Annotated in this window: 13 protein-coding genes; 4 read left to right on the forward strand and 9 right to left on the reverse strand. The window is 58.9% G+C overall.

Annotated elements, in window-relative coordinates; translation table 11 throughout:
- Window positions 1–526 precede the first annotated feature (526 nt).
- From cysK to ACFPPD_RS09965, 4 genes are all read right to left on the reverse strand, one after another.
- A complete protein-coding gene (gene cysK, locus ACFPPD_RS09950; protein ID WP_209750824.1) occupies window positions 527–1444 on the reverse strand; it encodes a cysteine synthase A in 918 nt (305 codons plus the stop codon).
- Window positions 1441–2001 (reverse strand): hypothetical protein, encoded by a 561-nt coding sequence (locus ACFPPD_RS09955; RefSeq protein WP_209750826.1) that lies wholly within the window; start codon window positions 1999–2001, stop codon window positions 1441–1443. The genes cysK and ACFPPD_RS09955 overlap by 4 nt, the downstream gene beginning before the upstream one ends.
- A gap of 109 nt (window positions 2002–2110) precedes the next feature.
- Window positions 2111–2530 (reverse strand): DUF350 domain-containing protein, encoded by a 420-nt coding sequence (locus ACFPPD_RS09960; RefSeq protein ID WP_209750828.1) that lies wholly within the window; start codon window positions 2528–2530, stop codon window positions 2111–2113.
- A 16-nt stretch (window positions 2531–2546) separates the two neighbouring features.
- The gene (locus ACFPPD_RS09965) at window positions 2547–4910 is read right to left on the reverse strand and encodes an endonuclease MutS2 (RefSeq protein ID WP_209750830.1); all 2364 of its coding nucleotides are present in this window, start codon (window positions 4908–4910) and stop codon (window positions 2547–2549) included.
- Between the two features lie 113 nt (window positions 4911–5023).
- On the opposite strand from ACFPPD_RS09965, the gene ACFPPD_RS09970 reads away from it, so the two are divergent.
- From ACFPPD_RS09970 to ACFPPD_RS09980, 3 genes are all read left to right on the forward strand, one after another.
- Window positions 5024–5386: a phage holin family protein gene (locus ACFPPD_RS09970; RefSeq protein WP_209750832.1), complete on the forward strand. Its 363-nt coding sequence runs from the start codon at window positions 5024–5026 to the stop codon at window positions 5384–5386.
- 189 nt (window positions 5387–5575) lie between these two features.
- Complete coding sequence (locus tag ACFPPD_RS09975; protein WP_209750834.1) at window positions 5576–5971, forward strand: cupredoxin domain-containing protein; 396 nt, start codon at window positions 5576–5578, stop codon at window positions 5969–5971.
- Window positions 5972–6109: 138 nt separating this feature from the next.
- Window positions 6110–7384: an MFS transporter gene (locus ACFPPD_RS09980; protein ID WP_209750837.1), complete on the forward strand. Its 1275-nt coding sequence runs from the start codon at window positions 6110–6112 to the stop codon at window positions 7382–7384.
- A gap of 17 nt (window positions 7385–7401) precedes the next feature.
- On the opposite strand, the gene zapA is transcribed toward ACFPPD_RS09980, so the two are convergent.
- The 3 genes from zapA to pheS form a co-directional block, all read right to left on the reverse strand.
- On the reverse strand, window positions 7402–9492 hold the full coding sequence (gene zapA, locus ACFPPD_RS09985) for a cell division protein ZapA (protein WP_209750839.1): 2091 nt from the start codon (window positions 9490–9492) through the stop codon (window positions 7402–7404).
- Window positions 9493–9611: 119 nt separating this feature from the next.
- A complete protein-coding gene (gene pheT / locus ACFPPD_RS09990; protein WP_209750841.1) occupies window positions 9612–12059 on the reverse strand; it encodes a phenylalanine--tRNA ligase subunit beta in 2448 nt (815 codons plus the stop codon).
- 90 nt (window positions 12060–12149) lie between these two features.
- Window positions 12150–13184: a phenylalanine--tRNA ligase subunit alpha gene (gene pheS / locus ACFPPD_RS09995; RefSeq protein WP_209750843.1), complete on the reverse strand. Its 1035-nt coding sequence runs from the start codon at window positions 13182–13184 to the stop codon at window positions 12150–12152.
- 595 nt (window positions 13185–13779) lie between these two features.
- Here pheS and ACFPPD_RS10000 point away from each other — a divergent pair.
- On the forward strand, window positions 13780–14256 hold the full coding sequence (locus ACFPPD_RS10000; RefSeq protein ID WP_209750845.1) for a hypothetical protein: 477 nt from the start codon (window positions 13780–13782) through the stop codon (window positions 14254–14256).
- 780 nt (window positions 14257–15036) lie between these two features.
- On the opposite strand, the gene thiO is transcribed toward ACFPPD_RS10000, so the two are convergent.
- Both thiO and ACFPPD_RS10010 read right to left on the reverse strand, forming a co-directional pair.
- Window positions 15037–16176 (reverse strand): glycine oxidase ThiO, encoded by a 1140-nt coding sequence (gene thiO, locus ACFPPD_RS10005; protein WP_209750847.1) that lies wholly within the window; start codon window positions 16174–16176, stop codon window positions 15037–15039.
- A 2-nt stretch (window positions 16177–16178) separates the two neighbouring features.
- Window positions 16179–16991, reverse strand: a complete 813-nt coding sequence (locus tag ACFPPD_RS10010; protein WP_209750849.1) for a thiazole synthase — start codon at window positions 16989–16991, stop codon at window positions 16179–16181.
- Between the last annotated feature and the right edge of the window lie 3 nt (window positions 16992–16994).

The raw sequence follows: 16994 nt of genomic DNA on the forward strand, positions 1-16994 counted from the left end.
TGTTTTGCTGTTTTCGTGCAAAAAAAAGAGCGGGCTATCTTTTCGATAACCTGCTCTTGTTCTTGATTTTGGCCCTGCTCCTTAACTTAATGACATTGCCTGCCGGCGATCTCTTGTTGTATAGCGATATAAATCGATTGAGGTTTAGGCAGGTTGTATGTCCTTCCAGCCGCTTGTTGCAATCTAGATCCCTGAATAGGTAACCCCAAATAAGGTGGGATCAAGATTGCAAAGGCGAACGCTCCGCTCTTTCAGGACATACAAGCCGCTTTTTCCGATCGATTTGTTGATTAAGATCGAGGTGAAGTTCCGACAACAGATTCTGTCCGAATTAAACAGTACTCCCGCTCAAGCGGTACTCTCTGCGCCGAGTTAATGCGCCAAGCTAACTAATTCCCGTTCGAGTGGCACCATCCGCGTCGAATTAATGCTCCAATCCAACTAATTCCCGCTCGAGTGGCACCAACAGCGCCGAGTTAATGCTCCAGGCTTTCTAACTCCTGATGCGCCGACCAATAAACGCCGCTCAAAAAATCCCCATGCTCAAGTAGCGTTCGCCGGTGTCGGGGGCGATGCAGAGCACGCGCTTGCCCGGGCCTAAGCGCTTGGCCACTTGCATGGCCGCCCAAACCGAGGCGCCCGAAGAAGGGCCGACGAGCAATCCTTCCTTGCGGGCGAGCAGGCGCGTCGTCTCGATGGCGTCGTCGTCCGCGACTTGGATGATCTCGTCGTATACGGACGTGTTCAGAATGGCGGGAACGAAGCCCGGGCTTGTCCCTACGAGCTTATGCGGGCCGGGCTTGCCGCCGGACAGTACCGGGGAACCCGCCGGTTCGACTACGGCGACGTACAGGTCCGGAAGCTTCGTCTTGAGCGTCTCGCCCGTGCCCGTAATCGTTCCGCCGGTTCCGGCCGTCGCGACGAACGCGTCCAGGCGCCCTTCCATTTGTTCCAGAATTTCCACGGCCGTCGTCGTCCGGTGAATATCCGGATTGGCCGCGTTCTCGAATTGATTCGGCATGTAGCTGCCCGGATTGTCGCCGATGATTTCCCGCGCCTTCGCGATCGCTCCCGGCATCCGCTCCGCGGCCGGCGTCAGGACGACCTCGGCTCCGTAAGCGCGAAGAAGGGAAATCCGTTCTTTCGTCATATTGTCCGGCATGACGAGAATAAGCCGGTACCCTTTTGCCGCCGCGTACATCGCGAGTCCGATGCCGGTGTTGCCGCTCGTCGGCTCGACGATCAGGCCGCCGGGAACGATCAATCCCCGTTCCTCGGCGTCCATAAGCAAACCCGTTGCGGCGCGGTCTTTCACGCTGCCGCTCGGGTTCATTTTCTCCAGCTTGACGTAGATTTCCGCATGCTCCGGCCCAATTATCCGATGCAGCCTGACCGCCGGCGTATCGCCGATCAATTCGATAACCGAATTTACGATGCGACTCATTTCCCACCGTCCTGAGGTTGGCTAAGCTTGCGAACGAGTTGATGCCTATGGGCGTCTCCAAGAATCGATTGAACAGCGAAGCATGAAGGGCAGACGTACATCGTCAACGTGAAAGGCGCTTCCATCGGATGCCCGCCGCCGAGCGCTTCGAACGCCCGGGGGCGGAAATGATCCGCAGATACGAGCTGCTCTCCCGTCTCCAGCATATATTCGCGGCATTGCGGACATTCCGGCACGAGCTCCTGCTCGTCGACCAAATGTTCGACCGTTTCCTCGAACAGCAATAATTCGTCGCTTTGTTCGACAAGCGGCTCTTCGTCGTCCACCCAGTCGATATCATCATCGTCATCGATGCCGATCGACAGTCCCGTTCCCGCTCTATCGTCGTCGAAAGTTTCCTCGTCTTCCGCTTCTTCTTCGTCGTCCTCGCCGATATTCACCCGAAGCGTACGGTAACCGTCGAGCTCGTTGTCGCAGATCGGACAATATTTTTCGGGCTCTTGGCCCTCTTCTTGCACAATCTCGCTTTGGCACCAAGGACAAATCACGACTGCCATCCCTGCATCAAGCCTCCTTCATCCAATAAATAACGCCGGCGACGACGAATAACACGGCGAGCGCGAACAGCGTTCCCCACAAATATTTCATAACGTCTTTCCTCCGATTTTACGCGACCGCGGCCCCGATAATGTAAGACAGGGACACCGATATGAGAAGAGCCAGCAAGCCGACCGCGCGATTGTCTTTTCCGATTTCCTCGTCGATCTTGAATACGGGCGTTAGGAATTCGAACAGAAAATAGGCCGCGAGAAGTAGAACGAAGCCGACGCCCGCCCACAGCAAGCTATGGTAGATCGTATCCTTGGCCTCGATGGAGAAACGGAAGATGTTGCATATTCCGAAAATTTTCCCTCCCGTCGCCATCGCGACCGCGACGTTGCCTTTGCGGATTTCCTCCCAGCTATCGTACTTGGTCACCCATTCGAATACGGCGAGAAATACGATAAGCGCGAGAATTCCGACGGAAAAATAGGCTAGCATCGCCGGCAAAGGGTGAGACATCAAGGAATCGACTATCCCGTCCATGAGTTTCGACCTCCCGTTAGTGTAACTCGGCCACGGACACGCCTGCGCCGCCTTCTCCGAATTGGCCCAACCGATAGCTTTTCACGTGCTTATGGCGCCTTAGGAACTCCTGCACGCCGGTCCGTAGCGCCCCCGTGCCCTTGCCGTGTATGATGTACACTTGGCCGAGGTTGGATAGGAACGCCTCGTCGAGGAACCGATCGACCTCCATGATCGCTTCGTCCAGCATCATTCCCCGCAAGTCCAGCTCGGTACGGATATTGTCGTCCCGGGACCGCTTGACGACGGTCGCTTGCGCCGTCGCCGTCTTGGCCTGCGCGGATTTGCGCAGCGGCTCAAGATCGGACGTCGCCACTTTCATTTTCATGATGCCCAGCTGGACGACCGCTTCCGCGGAACCGCTCAGCTCTACGACGTGGCCTTTCTGCCCGCCCAGGCTCAGCACCTTCACTTCGTCTCCCGGCGCGATCTTCGCCGGCTTCCCGCCCGCGGCCCGGTTCGGCTTCGCGACCGGAGAAGGCACCGCTTCCTCGAGACGGCGCTTCGCTTCGATGAGCTTATGCTCCTTCACCGAGGCGCCTTCTTCCAAAGCGAGCTTGCGAAGATCGGCGATGATCTCCTCCGCTTCCCGCCGCGCCTTGGCGATGGCGGACCGCGCTTCTTCCCGGGCGCTCTCGAGCAGCTTCGCCTTCTGCTCCTGAAGCTTGAAGCGCTCATCTTCGAGATCGTTCCTCGTCTTCTCCGCCTCGCGTTGCAGCCGCTCCGCCAGTTGACGGTCGGCCCGAGCTTGAAGACGGTCTTCCTCGAGCGACGCGATCATCGAATCGACCTTGAGTTCGTCCTCGCTGACTTCGCCTCTCGCGTGGTCGATAATGCTCTTCGGCAGACCGAGCCGTTCCGCGATCGCGAAAGCGTTGCTTCGGCCGGGAACGCCGACGAGAAGCCGATACGTCGGACGGAGCGTCGCGACGTCGAATTCCATGCTCGCGTTAATGACGCCTTCGCGATTGTACGCGTAAGCTTTCAATTCGCTGTAATGCGTCGTGGCGATCAGCCGGCAGCCTTGCTTCTGCAGATGCTCCAGGATGGCGATCGCAAGCGCGGACCCTTCCGCGGGGTCCGTTCCCGCACCGAGCTCGTCAAGCAGCACGAGACTGCGGCTCGTCACCTGACCGAGCATCGAAATCAAGTTCGTCATATGGCTCGAGAACGTGCTCAAGCTTTGTTCAATACTTTGCTCGTCGCCGATGTCCGCGTAGATGCCGTCGAACACGCAGAGGACGCTGCCGTCCGCCGCCGGAACTAACAACCCCGACATCGCCATCAGGCTCAGCAAACCGACCGTTTTGAGCGACACCGTTTTGCCGCCCGTATTCGGACCGGTTACGATGATCGACGTATAGGCATCGCCGAGACCGACGTCGATCGGTACCGCCTGCTTGAACTCGATAAGAGGGTGGCGCGCTTGCCTCAGCAAGAGCCTGCCGTCGTCGTTCATCTCCGGCAACGTCGCATGCAAAGCATGGCCGAGCGACGCTTTGGCGAAAATAAAATCGATGATGCCGAGAATTTCCGCGTCACCCGCAAGCAGATCGGCGCGTTCCCCGACTTGGGCCGTCAATTGGCGAAGAATGCGCTCGACTTCGTTCTGTTCCCTGATCTTGAGCTCGCGCAATTTGTTGTTCATCTGGACGACCACTTCCGGCTCGATGAACAACGTCGCTCCGCTGCCGGATTGATCGTGGACGATGCCACCGAAGTGCGCGCGGTATTCTTGCTTGACCGGGATGACGTAACGGTCGTTGCGCATCGTGATGAGGACGTCCTGCAGCATTTTCTGAACCGAACTGGAACGGATAAGCGATTCCAGCTTCTCCCGCGCACGGCCGGCGTTCACGCGAATGTCCCTTCGGACGGAAGCGAGTTCCGCGCTCGCGGAATCGAGCACTTCGCCTTGATCGTCGATGCACCTGCGAATCTCGTCCTCGATCGCCTTGAAATCGGTCAGCGGTTCGCAAAGGTCGGCCAGAAGGGGAAGTTCCGTCTCTTCGCCGGCGACGGCGATGAACCGGCTTAATCTCCGGGAACCGAAGATGAATTGCGCGATCTCCATTAATTCCGGCGGCTGAAGAATGCCCTGAAGCTTCGCCCTGCGTAGCGACGAACGTACGTCCGTAATGCCTCCGAACGGAGGCGCGCCTTTGAGGGCGACGGCACGCGACGCTTCGTCGGTAGCGGCGAGACGTCGCTTCACGACGGAAAGCTCGCGGGAAGGGGATAGCTTCTCCGCTTCTTCCCTGCCGAGACTCGTCGAAGCGAGTCCGATCAGCCTGGAGATGATTTTATCGTATTCCAATGTATGTAAAGCTTTGGCGTTCACGCGGAATTTCAACTCCTTCGCCCTCTATTATAGCCGAATCCCCCGATCTTGCGAAACCTTCCGCTCATACGGATCGAAAGTCGGGACACACTAGAAGTAAAGGAGGCGTTCACATGAATTTTCTAGGCACAATCGTGCGGTTTATCGTGTCGGCCATCGTCCTGATGGTCGTCGGCTGGCTCGTTCCCCAATTTTCCGTCGGCGGATTCTGGAGTGCGTTGATGCTCGCCGTCGTCATCGCCGTATTGGGATGGATTATCGAAGGCATTTTCGGCAAAAGGGTTACGCCGTTCGGCAGGGGCATCGTCGGCTTCCTGTCGAGCGCGCTCGTCATCTGGCTGGCGCAATTCGTCATCGGTAATATGGCCGTTACGGTCGTCGGAGCCCTGCTGGCCGCTCTCGTGATCGGCATCATCGACCTGTTTATCCCTGTTGCGACGCCTTACGAGGCGATGCACCAAAGAAAAAGGGATTGAGTCAGCGTCGCGGAACCGCCCTTCCCTCTTCGGGTAGGGCGGTTTTCATATTGCCAAAATATTGTCAACAATCCGTCATAGTCCTTCGATTCCGCAGCTTTTCGCTTATGGTACAATAGGGCGGACGGGAACGACCGGGCCTCGCGCCCGAGGACGGGATCCCGGAATACGGTTCGGAGGGAATTCACGATGCACAAAAAAATCGCTCTGCTTCTGACATTGACGGCGCTGGCGCTCGCTCTCGCGGCATGCGGCGGCAATAACGACAACAACGCCGAGCCTAGCGGCTCCGCGGGCGCAAGCTCTCCGGCGGCCGAAACGGCGGCTTCGCAGGAAATCGTCATCAACGCGACGACTTGGGAATTCGACAAGGCCGAATACGCGATTCCGAAAGACACGCCGGTCAAGCTGACCTTGAACAACACGAAAGGCGCGCACGGCATCGAGATCGAAGGCCAGGACATAGAGATCCGCGGCAACAAATCCGAAGTCGTCACGCTGCCGGCCGGCACTTACGAAATCCGTTGCAGCATCATGTGCGGCACCGGACATAAGCAAATGGTGTCGAAGCTGGTCGTCAGCTAATCGACGCAACGAACCGCGCGCAAATAAGAAGCCGTCCGAATTCGGACGGCTTCTTTATTTTGGATTGGGTGCCTTCGTCCGCCGCAGGGAACGATAAGACGGCTATCGACTTACGACCCCGACGAAAAGGAGACGATCATGCCGAATCCACCCCAATCGGCCGGCCGCTCTTCGCGGCTCGATTCCCAAACGAGGCTGCTGCTTTCGGTCAACGGCTTGTTCGTTACGGCTAACGCTTTGTCCGGCACGTACCTTGGCGTATACATATGGAAAGCAAGCAACGATTTCGCTAAAGTCGGCTGGTTTTCTCTTCTGAACCACGCGATGATGGCTTTGACATTCTGGATCGCCGGCAACGGCGTGAAGGAAGGCAACAAAATGGCTTTTCTTCGGGCGGGAATTTTCGTGTCGGCCTCGTTCTACGCCGTCGTCCTTCTTCTCGGCTCCGCGGCGCAGCAGGTGATCTATGGCCTCGGCATGCTGCAAGGCGCGGCGGCCGGCCTATTCTGGCTATCGTTCAACGTCGTTTATTTCGAAATGACCGATTCGGATAACCGGGATCGCTACAACGGCTTGGCTGGCGTCGTCGGATCCGTCGTCGGCATCGTCGTGCCATGGACGTCCGGCTATCTGATTTCCCGAAGCCCGGGCGCAAACGGATACCGGCTTGTATTCGCGATTTCTCTTGGCATTTTCCTTGGCGGGTTCTTGCTCAGCTTTTTGCTCCGCCATCGGAAAACGGACGGCGACTACGACTGGCTATTGCCATTTCGCTACGTCGTTCGGCGCGATACGCCATGGCCGGCTTTATTCGGCGCGCTCGCCGCGCAAGGCTTGCGCGAGAGCGTCATCGGCGTCCTGATCGGCCTGCTCGTCTACGTGGAGACGGGCAGCGAATTGAGGTTGGGACAATTCGTTCTCCTGTCTTCCGCCGTCGGATTCGTTAGCTTCTTCGTCGCCGGCAAATGGCTGAAACCGGCATGGCGCGGCAAAGGCATGCTCGTCGGCGCGGCGGCGCTGGCTCTGTCCGTCCTACCGCTGTTCTTCGGCGTCGGCTTCGGCACTTTGCTCGCTTACGGCGTTCTGTCCGCGCTCTTCATGCCCTTATTCGTCGTCCCGATGACGTCCGCGGTGTTCGATTGGATCGGCAGCGACGAAGAAAGCGCAAGCCGGCGCGTCGAATTCGTCGTCCTAAGGGAGCTCGCCCTGAACGCGGGCCGCATCGTCGGCATGGCGATGTTCATCTCCACGGTCGCCGCGACGCGGAAGCCCGCGATCATCAACGTCCTGCTGCTGTTCGCCGGAAGCTTCCCCCTCCTTAGTTGGTACTTGACGAGAGGGCGACTCCGCGTCGGAACGGAGGACAGGCGCAAGCGGAGCGCTTCCGCCCCGCGTCTGAAATCGGCGAAATAAAAACCCTTGCGAGAAAATCAAGAATGCTCCAACAAGTCGATCCACTCGTTATATTCGCTTTGAAGCTTCGCGTACTCGACTTTCAGCTCCGCGTGCTCGCCTTTGAGTTTCTCGAGCTCGCCCGAAAGCCGTTCGCCCTGCGCCTCGACTTCCCGCATCCGTTCGAGCGGAACCGAGTCCGCAGAATCGATCGCCGGCGCGGCCGCCGCTTCCGCGAGCGCCGCCTCCAGTTCCCGTTCGGCCCGTTGCGCCGATTCTCGCCAAGTTTCCCCGGCTTCGACAAGCTCGCCGATATGGGCTTGCAGCGATTGCGCAAGCTCTTGCGCGGCTTGCTTGTCCCCGATCGCCGAAGCCAAACGCGCGCGAAGCTCCTCCGCGGACTCGTTCCGCTCCTTCTCCGCGGCTTCGAGCTCGTTCAACAGCTTCAGCAAATCTTCCTTTTCCTGCTCGGCTTTCTCTATTTCGGCGGCGAAGGCGCGCTGGCGTTCCGCGGTCGCCTCTTCGACCTCATGAAGCATTTCCTGCTGCTCCAATACGGTCATCCGCTGATCTTCGGCCACTTTCGCCCAATGCTCCACATCGCTTTCCAGCTGCACGCGAAGCTTGTGCCATTCGGCGAGCTGCGATTGCAGCTTATCGCGTTCTGCCGCGACGGATTCGAGCTCCGTCTTGGAAAGCTCCAATTCTTCCGCGTAGATCGCTTCGATATCTCCGGCTTCCGAAGAAGCTTTGTCCATAATGATCTGAATTTCGGCGTCCTTGCGGCTTTCGAGCGATTTCAGCTCGTTTCCGCGACGCTCCTCCGATTGTTCCAACCGGGAAACGATTTTCGCGTACTCGTCCGCGTACTGATCGCGAAGCGATTCGAGTTCGGTTGCGCGGCGGCTTTCGAGCTCGGCCAGCTTCGCCCGCGACGTCTCCGCTTCTTCCGCGCGAAGCTCTTCCAGCAGGTCCGCATCCGCGCGCGCGGACGCTAGATCCGTTGCCGCCTTGTCGGCACTGTCCAGAGCGGTAGCCAGTTCTTCGCGCAGGGAGGCTTCGATTGCGGAAGCCTTCTCCCTCTCGGCGATTCGGTGCCGTTCCGTTTCTTCCCGCTCGAGGTTCATCAGCCGCTCCGCTTCGTCGCGGACCGACATCAGCTGCGTCTCGGCTTCCGCCAGCAGAAGCGCGATTCTTTCTTCCGCTTCGGCCAGCTTCCGCTGCGATTCCGTCTGGACGGCGCTTACCCGATCTTCCGCTTCCGCGTGCGTCGCCCATACGATTTCGTCCGCTTCGGATTTGGCCGCGAGCACGCGCGCTTCGGCTTCCGCCTTCACCGCGGCAAGCTCGTTCTTGGCCTTAAGCTTCGTATCCGCCAGCTCCGCTTGCGCAAGGGCTTTAGCCGCGGAGAGTTCTTCCTCCGCGCGGGTCTTGGCTTGGGCTTTGGCTTGCGCGAGCTCCGCTTGCGCAAGGGCTTGGACGGCGGAAAGTTCTTCATCCGCCAGTGCTTTCGCTTGCGCGAGATCCTCTTGCGCAAGGGCTTGGACGGCGGAGAGTTCTTCATCCGCCAGTGCTTTCGCTTGCGCGAGATCCTCTTGCGCGAGCGCTTTAACGGCGGAGAGTTCTTCATCCGCCAGTGCTTTCGCTTGCGCGAGCGCCTTCGCCGCGGAGAGTTCCTCGGCCGCGGATGCTATCGCTTGGGCGAGCTCCGCCTTCGCCGTAGCCAACTCCGCTTCGTGCCGCGTTATCGCTTCGCTAAGCTCGGCTTCGCCGAGAGCAATGGCTTCCGAGAGTAGCTTCTCTCCGTTCGCCTTCTCGTCCTCGAGCCGGTGCGACAGATCCTCCAACAAGCCATCGAGCTCTTCGACTCTTTTTTTGCAGGCCGTCTCGTCCTTCAGCAACTGTTCGTTCTCGCGCCTCGTACGCATCAATTCGTCGCCCATGTTCACCGCGGCGAGCACGGCGAGCTTCGGCAAATCGAGGCGCGGCGAACCGCTATTGATCTTGCCCATCTGGTCGTTGACCATTTGGGCGACCCGTTTCATGTACTCCGTGCTGGTGTGGCCCGTTATCGTATATTGCGTTCCATATATGTCAACGGTCACACGCGTCTTTTCGTTCCCATTCACAGCGTGATCCTCCCATTGCGTCCATTGTTTAACAGCCCCCATGAGGCAATAAAAGCAGCGAAACGTCTTTCGCCAAGAGGCGTCTAGACGTATTCGCTGCTTCCCTTGCGGTTTCCTGCCTATTTCCTAAGCTCCGCGCCGAAAGATTGTTCCAATTTCGCCAATACCCGGCCATGCGCCTCGGTCACTTCTTCGTCCGTCAACGTTCGTTCCGCGTGACGATATACGAGGGCGATCGCCACGCTCTTCTTGTCCGCCGCGACCCGGTCTCCGGTATACACGTCGAACACCTTCACCGATTCCAGTAATTCGCCCGCAGAAGCCGATATCGCCGCAGTCAGAGCGCCGCCCGCGACCGCGCGGTCGACGACGACCGCGATATCCCGTTCCATCGAAGGGTAACGCGGAAGCGGCTTGTATTCGATATGGGCGTCCGTATACTCGTAGACGGGCGCCAACTCGATTTCCGCGACGTACGTGTCCGGCAGATCGAATTCGCGCTGCGCGTCCGGGTGAAGCTGGCCGACGTAACCGATCGTCTCCGTTCCGCGTTCCGTGCGAATCGTGACCGCGGCCGTGCGTCCCGGATGGAACCCGGCCGGTTGCGCCGCCGCGTAGCCGATGCGCCCGGATAGCCCCAGACGGGCGAATGCTTTCTCGAGCAATCCTTTCGCGTCGTAGAAGTCGACCGCTTCGGCCGTCCGGTTCCATGCCGCCGAGCGGCGGTTGCCGGCGAGCAGCAACGAGAGCCTAGGCTTCTCGTGCGGCAGACGCGTCAACGTTTCTTCGTCCGTATGGTAGACATTGCCGATTTCGAGCAACGCGAGATCGTTGTTCTTGCGGGTCAAGTTGTACGAGGCCGCCTCGATCAAGCTTGGAAGCAACGACGTGCGAAGTACGCTGCGCTCTTCGCTCATCGGCATCGCCAGCGCGATCGGCTTCGTTCCGCCGTTCAGTTCCGCGAACAGAGACGTGCGCGACGGAGACGTGACGGAATAGCAGACCGCTTCCTGCAAGCCGGCTCCCGTCAAGATGTTGCGCAGTTCCCTGCGGATCGCTTGCGGCTTCGTCAGCTTGCCGGCCGTCGTCGGGCCTTCGATCAGCGTCGTCGGAATCTCGTCGTAACCGTGCAGACGGGCGACTTCCTCGATCAAGTCGACGTCGCGGCTTATGTCTCCGCGGCGCGACGGTACCGTGACGGTCCATACGCCTTCGGCGTCCGATCGCGCCGGGAATTGCAACCGCGACAAAATCGTCTTCACTTCCAACGAAGAAAGCGTCGTGCCCAGCATGCCGTTGATCCGGTCGAGCGACAAGCTCACGACCGCCGCCTCGGCGGAGGCAACTTTCGCCGAAGCGACGCCTTCCGCCACTTGGCCTCCCGCGTAGCGGGCGATCAAGCCGGCCGCGCGGTCCAGGGCCGCGCGGACGCGCCCAGGGTCGACTTCCTTCTCGAAGCGCGCGGAAGCTTCCGAGCGTAATCCAAGCTGACGGGATGTGCGGCGAACGGTGCCGCCGTCGAACTTCGCGGACTCGAGCACGATCGCCGTCGTGTCCGACGTAACTTCCGAGTTCTCGCCTCCCATGACGCCGGCGAGCGCGATCGCCTTCTCCGCGTCGGCGATGACGAGCATTTGCGGCTCTAGCTTGCGCTCTTGGCCGTCGAGCGTCACGAGCGTTTCGCCTTGGCGGGCGAGACGGACGTCGATGCGGCCTCCGGCGATTTTCGCCGCGTCGAACGCATGCAGCGGTTGACCGTATTCGAGCATCACGTAGTTCGTGATGTCGACGATGTTGTTGATCGGACGGACGCCCGCGGCGATGAGCCGGTTCTGCATCCACAGCGGCGAAGGAGCCACTTTAACGCCGGAGACGAGCCTTGCCGTATAGAGCGAGCATTGCTCTTCCGCCGCGATCGTCACCTTGACGCGATCCGCGACTTTGTCGGCCGATTCGTGAATGTCCTTCTCCGGCTCCGGAAGCGCGAGCGGACGCCCCGTCAATGCCGCGACCTCGTAAGCGACGCCCAGCATGCTGAGGCAGTCCGAACGGTTCGGCGTCAGATCTAGCTCGAGCACGGAGTCGTCGAGCGCGAGGACGTCCAGAATGTTCAGTCCGACGTCCGTGTCGGACGGCAAGGCGAGAATGCCTTCCTGCTGCTCCTTCGGCAGCAGCTTATCGTTGATGCCGAGCTCGCGCGCGGAACAGATCATCCCTTGGGATTCGACGCCGCGCAGCTTCGCTCTCTTGATATCCAAGCCGCCAGGCAGCTTCGCGCCGACCGTGGCTACGGGCACTTTCATGTTCGCGCCGATGTTCGCCGCGCCGCATACGATTTGCAGTTGTTCGCCCGTGCCGACGTCCACCTTGCAGACGCTCAGCTTGTCGGCGTCCGGATGTTTCTCCCGGCTCGTCACGTAGCCGACGACGACGCCGCTTACTCCCGCGTTGCGGGAAGGCACGTTATCGATCTCGATGCCTCCGCGCGTCATCATTTCCGCCAGCTTCCGAGCGTCGATGTCGCTCAGGTCGATATAATCGGATAACCACCGATAAGATACGTTCATGGGAAACTCCCCTCATTTTATCCAAGTGTATAGTCGTTCGCGTTCCTTGCGGCCGATGCTTTCACGCTTTTCCCTAAGGGGAAGGCTTCGTCATAGCTTGGCGAATTGGCTCAGGAACTTCGAGTCGTTCGCGTAGAAATGGCGGATGTCGTCGATGTCGTATTTCAGCAGCGCGATGCGCTCCACGCCCATGCCGAAGGCGAAGCCCGTCACTTCGTTCGGGTCGTAGCCGCCGTGCTCTAGTACTTTCGGATGCACCATGCCGCAGCCTAGAATCTCGATCCAGCCCGTATGCTTGCACATCCGGCAGCCGCTGCCGCCGCATTGCGCGCAAGTGACGTCGACTTCCGCGCTCGGTTCCGTGAACGGGAAGAAGCTCGGACGAAGGCGGATTTGCATTTGCGGGCCGTACATTTCCTGCACGAACTGAAGCAGCGTCCCTTTCAAGTCGCTCATCCGGATGTTCGGTCCGATGACGAGCCCTTCGATCTGGTGGAACATGAAGGAATGGGTCGCGTCGTCGTCGTCCCGGCGGTACACTTTGCCCGGGCAGATGACCTTAACCGGCGTCTGGCCGTTCATCGCCTTCATCGTGCGGATTTGCACCGGCGACGTATGCGTGCGGAGCAGAATCTCGTCCGTAATGTAGAACGAATCCTGCATGTCGCGCGCGGGGTGGTTTTTCGGCAGGTTAAGCGCCTCGAAGTTGAAGAAGTCGGTTTCGACTTCCGGACCTTCCGCGATCGTGTAGCCCATGCCGACGAAAATATCCTCGATCTCCTGGGCGACCTTGTTCAGCGGATGAACGGCGCCCGCGGCGGCCGCTTTGCCCGGCAGCGTCACGTCGATCGTCTCCGCCTGCAAGCGGTGCGCCGTCGCCGCGCGATCGAACGCCATCTGCTTCTCGGCGATGACTTCCTCGATCGCGGCGCGCACTTCGTTGCCCACTTGCCCGATGATCGGACGTTCTTCGGCGCTGAGCGAGCCCATGCCGCGCAATATCTCGGTCAACTTGCCCTTCTTGCCCAAATAAAGCACGCGAAGATCGTTCAGCGCGGCGGCGTCGGCCACCGTTCGAAGCTGGTCAAGCGCTTCGGCGCGCAAAGCTTCCAATCGTTGTTTCATTCGAAACTCTCCTTTGTCTGGTGGGAAATGAGGCGAACCAAAACGCCTGGAAAACAAAAAAAGCCTTCTCTCCCGAAAGGGACGAAAAGACGCGGTACCACCCTTAATTGGAACGCCAGGCCGCACGCAGCATTCGCTGCATCGTCCTTCCGGCATTCCCTTCTCGTACGGCGTAACGGGCCGCGAACCGGTGTCTCCTACTGGCGCGGCTGCGGCCGGCCGTTCAAAGATCTGCTCCGGAGCGAATTTCGGCAGCCTGATTTCTTAGGAACGCTCCCAGTCTACGGCGCTCCCTCCCTGTTAAGAAGGCACTGCTTACTTGTCTCCATCGACGCATTTGAAGATTTATAACTCATTATAGGTGAATCGGAGCCTGCTCGCAAGTTGAATTCTCCCAGCCGGCAGCCAGCTTGCCAATGGCTTGCGGATTTCTCGCGAGTCCGGTATGCTTTTTTTGAATAGCATGAGTCGAAGTTATGCGTCATCACTACTCATTCCGTATTAGTCATTCCGTATCATTTACGCGTGAAGCACACGCCGTTTTTCTCTTCGGAGAGGACGGCGTTTTTTATTTTCCGAAAGGGGTGCAATTGGCATGGACAAGAAATCGGTTGGCGAAAAGGCATACTTTCAACTATTAGAAAATCAGATGCGGAAGGCATCGGGCACGAGGCTGGAACAATTGCGCAAACAGGGAGAAGGGGAAAGGAAGCTGCTCGTCGAGTTGATTTGGCCGGTTCGCGGATCTTTCGAAGGCATTATCCTTGAAAAGGAGTTCTTCACGTTGTCGGGCGTGAAAGCCTACATCGATGCCTATGATCTCAACGTTCGTTTCGGATTGGAGGTCGAGGGCTTCGTCCCGCATGCGGAGAATATCACACGGCCTCGGTTCGACTTCGAGAAAATGCGGGTGCGCTCGATGGGGGCGCTAGGTATTCTCTACGTCCCCTTCACTTATGACGAAATGGACAAAAACCCGGATGTTTGCAGAAGAGCTCTGTATGAATTGTATGGAAAAAGCACGGCCGGTACTGCCGAGGCGTTACTTTCCCCGATCGAAAAAGAACTTTGAAAGTTATGCGTCTTTCGGGTAGACCGATTCGCATGAAAGACGCGCAGGAATGTTTGCAAGCGAGTCATGAGTTTTGTTTGCGAGTCTTTCGGGGTCTCGTAAGCAAGAATTTAATCCGTCCAACCAAAGAAGGGCTGCAGCGGGTTCATACCTACGAGCTAGTAAGTAGGTAACATTCCTGCAATGCCATTTCGATAAGGGGCCCGTGTACCGTAAAAATCATTCGCTCGCAGCGTGCTATTAGGGAAGCATGAGATGGAAAAAGTCGAGTAGCACGCCGGGAGCGTGCTACTGACCAAACTTGCTGCGGAGAGGGTCAATTAGTACGTTGTTAGCGTGCTACTGCGCATTCTTGCTGCGGAAAGGGTCCATTAGTACGCTGGTAGCGTGCTATTGCGCATTCTTGCAGCGGAGATGGTCAATTAGTACGTTGGTAGCGTGCTACTGCGCATTCTTGCTGCGGAAAGGGTCCATTAGTACGCTGACAGCGTGCTATTGCGCATTCTTGCTGCGGAGAGGGTCAATTAGTATGCTGACAGCGTGCTACTGACCAAACTTACTGTGGAAAGAGTCAATTAGCACGCCGGGAGCGTGCTACTGCTCATTCTTGCTGCGGAGAGGGTCAATTAGTACGCTGGCAGCGTGCTACTGCGCATTCTTGCTGCGGACGACCCCGGCTTGCTCAGCGCGGCCGTCGTCTTTGGCGGTCCGCAACGGTCAACGCCAACGAACGGCGAACGATCGAACCGGCGTGCGCATCCGCTCGTTTTCTCGTTACGTTCACCCCGTATCCTTCTTCTCCGCCATTCGGGCAAACCGGTCCAGCCCGAAAGCATTCCCTGCCGGATCCGTCTTCCCTTCCAGCAAATCCCCGACCATGGCCGCCGTTACAGGGCTTAGCAATATTCCGTTGCGATAATGTCCGGCTGCCACGATAATCTCGGGGTATCCGGGAACGCAGCCGATGAGCGGCCTGCCGTCGAGGGTTGCCGGCCTCAGTCCCGCCCAGCTTCGCAGAGGAGGCGCTCCCTCCAGAAAAGGAAACACGCGGCCGCTCCATCTGGTTAACCGATCTATGCCGCGTTCGGTCACGCTCCGATCGAACCCCGCCACGTCTTCCGACGCTCCGCAGACGACGCTGCCGTCCTTTTTGCGAACCCAATATGCCTGACTGGAAAATACCATGTGCCGGATATCCCCTAAAGCGGCGTCGTAACAGCAAATTTGTCCTCGAATCGGATGAACCGGCACGGTTATCGGAACCCACTCCCGCAGAAAGCCGCTCCAGGCGCCTGTGCTGACAACGAGCCGGTCCCCGCGCCAGCTCCCCGCATTGGCCATCGTTACTCGCACTCCGGAGACGGAGCCCGCTTCAAGGTTCGTTAATTGCCCTGCATGCGGAATGAGCCGAACGCCGGCCCTTCTGCACGCTTCCTCAACCGCGTTCACCAGCTTTGGCGCGAATACGTGGCTTTCGACGGGACAGTACAAGGCGCCGACCGCCCGCCTTGACAGCCCGGGCTCCAATCGATGCAGCTCAGATTCGTCCAACATTTCGAGAGGCACGCCGTAATTGCGCTGCCAAGCTAGTCTCGTTTGCATGGGAAGGAGATCCGCTTCGTGAAAAACGACGTTTAAGCTCCCGCTAGAACATAATTCCGCTTTGTGTCCGGACTGCTCCTCTAGTTGCCGAACCCAGTCCGGATATCGGTAAAAGCTGTCCAAGCATAGGCGAAAGAAAGGATCAGGGCCTTCGGTATTTTCCGAGAAGGGCGCCAGCATTCCCGCCGCGGCGCCGGAAGCCTGGCCGCCGAACGCGTCTTGCTCCAGTACGGTGACCCGAAATCCGCGCCGCGCGGACTCGAGCGCGCAGGACAATCCGATAATGCCCCCGCCGATGATCAATACCGATTCCGGCATGCTCAGTTCTTCCTCTCCGCGCCGATCGCCTCGAACAGTCGGCCTTCCGGCTCGCTGCTGGCGGAAGCGTACCGCTTCATCGGAATACGTCCGGCTAGACGCGACAACCGTCCGGCTTCGACGGCCAGCTTCATGGCGCGCGCCATGGCAACGGGATCTTGCGCCTTGGCGACCGGCGTATTGGCCAGAATGCCCGCCGCGCCCAGCTCCATCGCCTGCACGACATCTTGAGCAGATCCGAGTCCCGCGTCCACGACGACGGGAACGCGGGCATCTTCCACGATTAGGCCGAGATGATAAGGATTAAGGATGCCAAGCCCCGTTCCGATGGGGGCGCCTCCCGGCATGACCGCCGCTGCCCCGGCCTCCTCCAACCTGCGGCAAAGAATCGGATCGTCCGACGTATAGGGCAGCACGACGAATTGTTCCTTGACGAGACGTTCCGTCGCTTTAAGCGTCTCTATCGGATCCGGCAGCAGCGTACGGGGGTCGGCGCTGATCTCTACCTTGATCCAATTGCCCAGCCCCGCGGAACGCGCCAGCCGAGCGATGCGAACGGCTTCGTCCGCATTGCTGGAACCCGACGTATTCGGCAAATAAACGGTTCCGCGATCGGCGACATGCTGCAAGATGTTATCGTCCTCGAGATCGTCCAGATTGATCCGGCGAACCGCGAACGTAATGACTTGAGCTTCGGAAGCTTCCAGCGCCATCTGAAGCACGGCCGGGCTCGGAAATCGGCCAGTCCCGAGAAAAAACCGGGACTTCAACGAATGCCCGCCTATGACTAACGGGTCGTTCAGCTTTGTATTCATGCT

Origin of the sequence: Cohnella suwonensis (genome assembly GCF_042655365.1) — a bacterium.
Classification (GTDB): Bacteria; Bacillota; Bacilli; order Paenibacillales; family Paenibacillaceae; genus Cohnella; species Cohnella suwonensis.

Coding starts and splice junctions, on each gene's coding strand:
- ACFPPD_RS09970 (WP_209750832.1), top strand. CDS start 5,024: ATGAATTTTCTAGGCACAATCGTGCGGTTTATCGTGTCGGCCATCGTC.
- ACFPPD_RS10010 (WP_209750849.1), bottom strand. CDS start 16,991: ATGAATACAAAGCTGAACGACCCGTTAGTCATAGGCGGGCATTCGTTG.
- ACFPPD_RS09975 (WP_209750834.1), top strand. CDS start 5,576: ATGCACAAAAAAATCGCTCTGCTTCTGACATTGACGGCGCTGGCGCTC.
- ACFPPD_RS09955 (WP_209750826.1), bottom strand. CDS start 2,001: ATGGCAGTCGTGATTTGTCCTTGGTGCCAAAGCGAGATTGTGCAAGAA.
- cysK (WP_209750824.1), bottom strand. CDS start 1,444: ATGAGTCGCATCGTAAATTCGGTTATCGAATTGATCGGCGATACGCCG.
- thiO (WP_209750847.1), bottom strand. CDS start 16,176: ATGCCGGAATCGGTATTGATCATCGGCGGGGGCATTATCGGATTGTCC.
- pheS (WP_209750843.1), bottom strand. CDS start 13,184: ATGAAACAACGATTGGAAGCTTTGCGCGCCGAAGCGCTTGACCAGCTT.
- ACFPPD_RS09980 (WP_209750837.1), top strand. CDS start 6,110: ATGCCGAATCCACCCCAATCGGCCGGCCGCTCTTCGCGGCTCGATTCC.
- ACFPPD_RS09960 (WP_209750828.1), bottom strand. CDS start 2,530: ATGGACGGGATAGTCGATTCCTTGATGTCTCACCCTTTGCCGGCGATG.
- ACFPPD_RS10000 (WP_209750845.1), top strand. CDS start 13,780: ATGGACAAGAAATCGGTTGGCGAAAAGGCATACTTTCAACTATTAGAA.
- pheT (WP_209750841.1), bottom strand. CDS start 12,059: ATGAACGTATCTTATCGGTGGTTATCCGATTATATCGACCTGAGCGAC.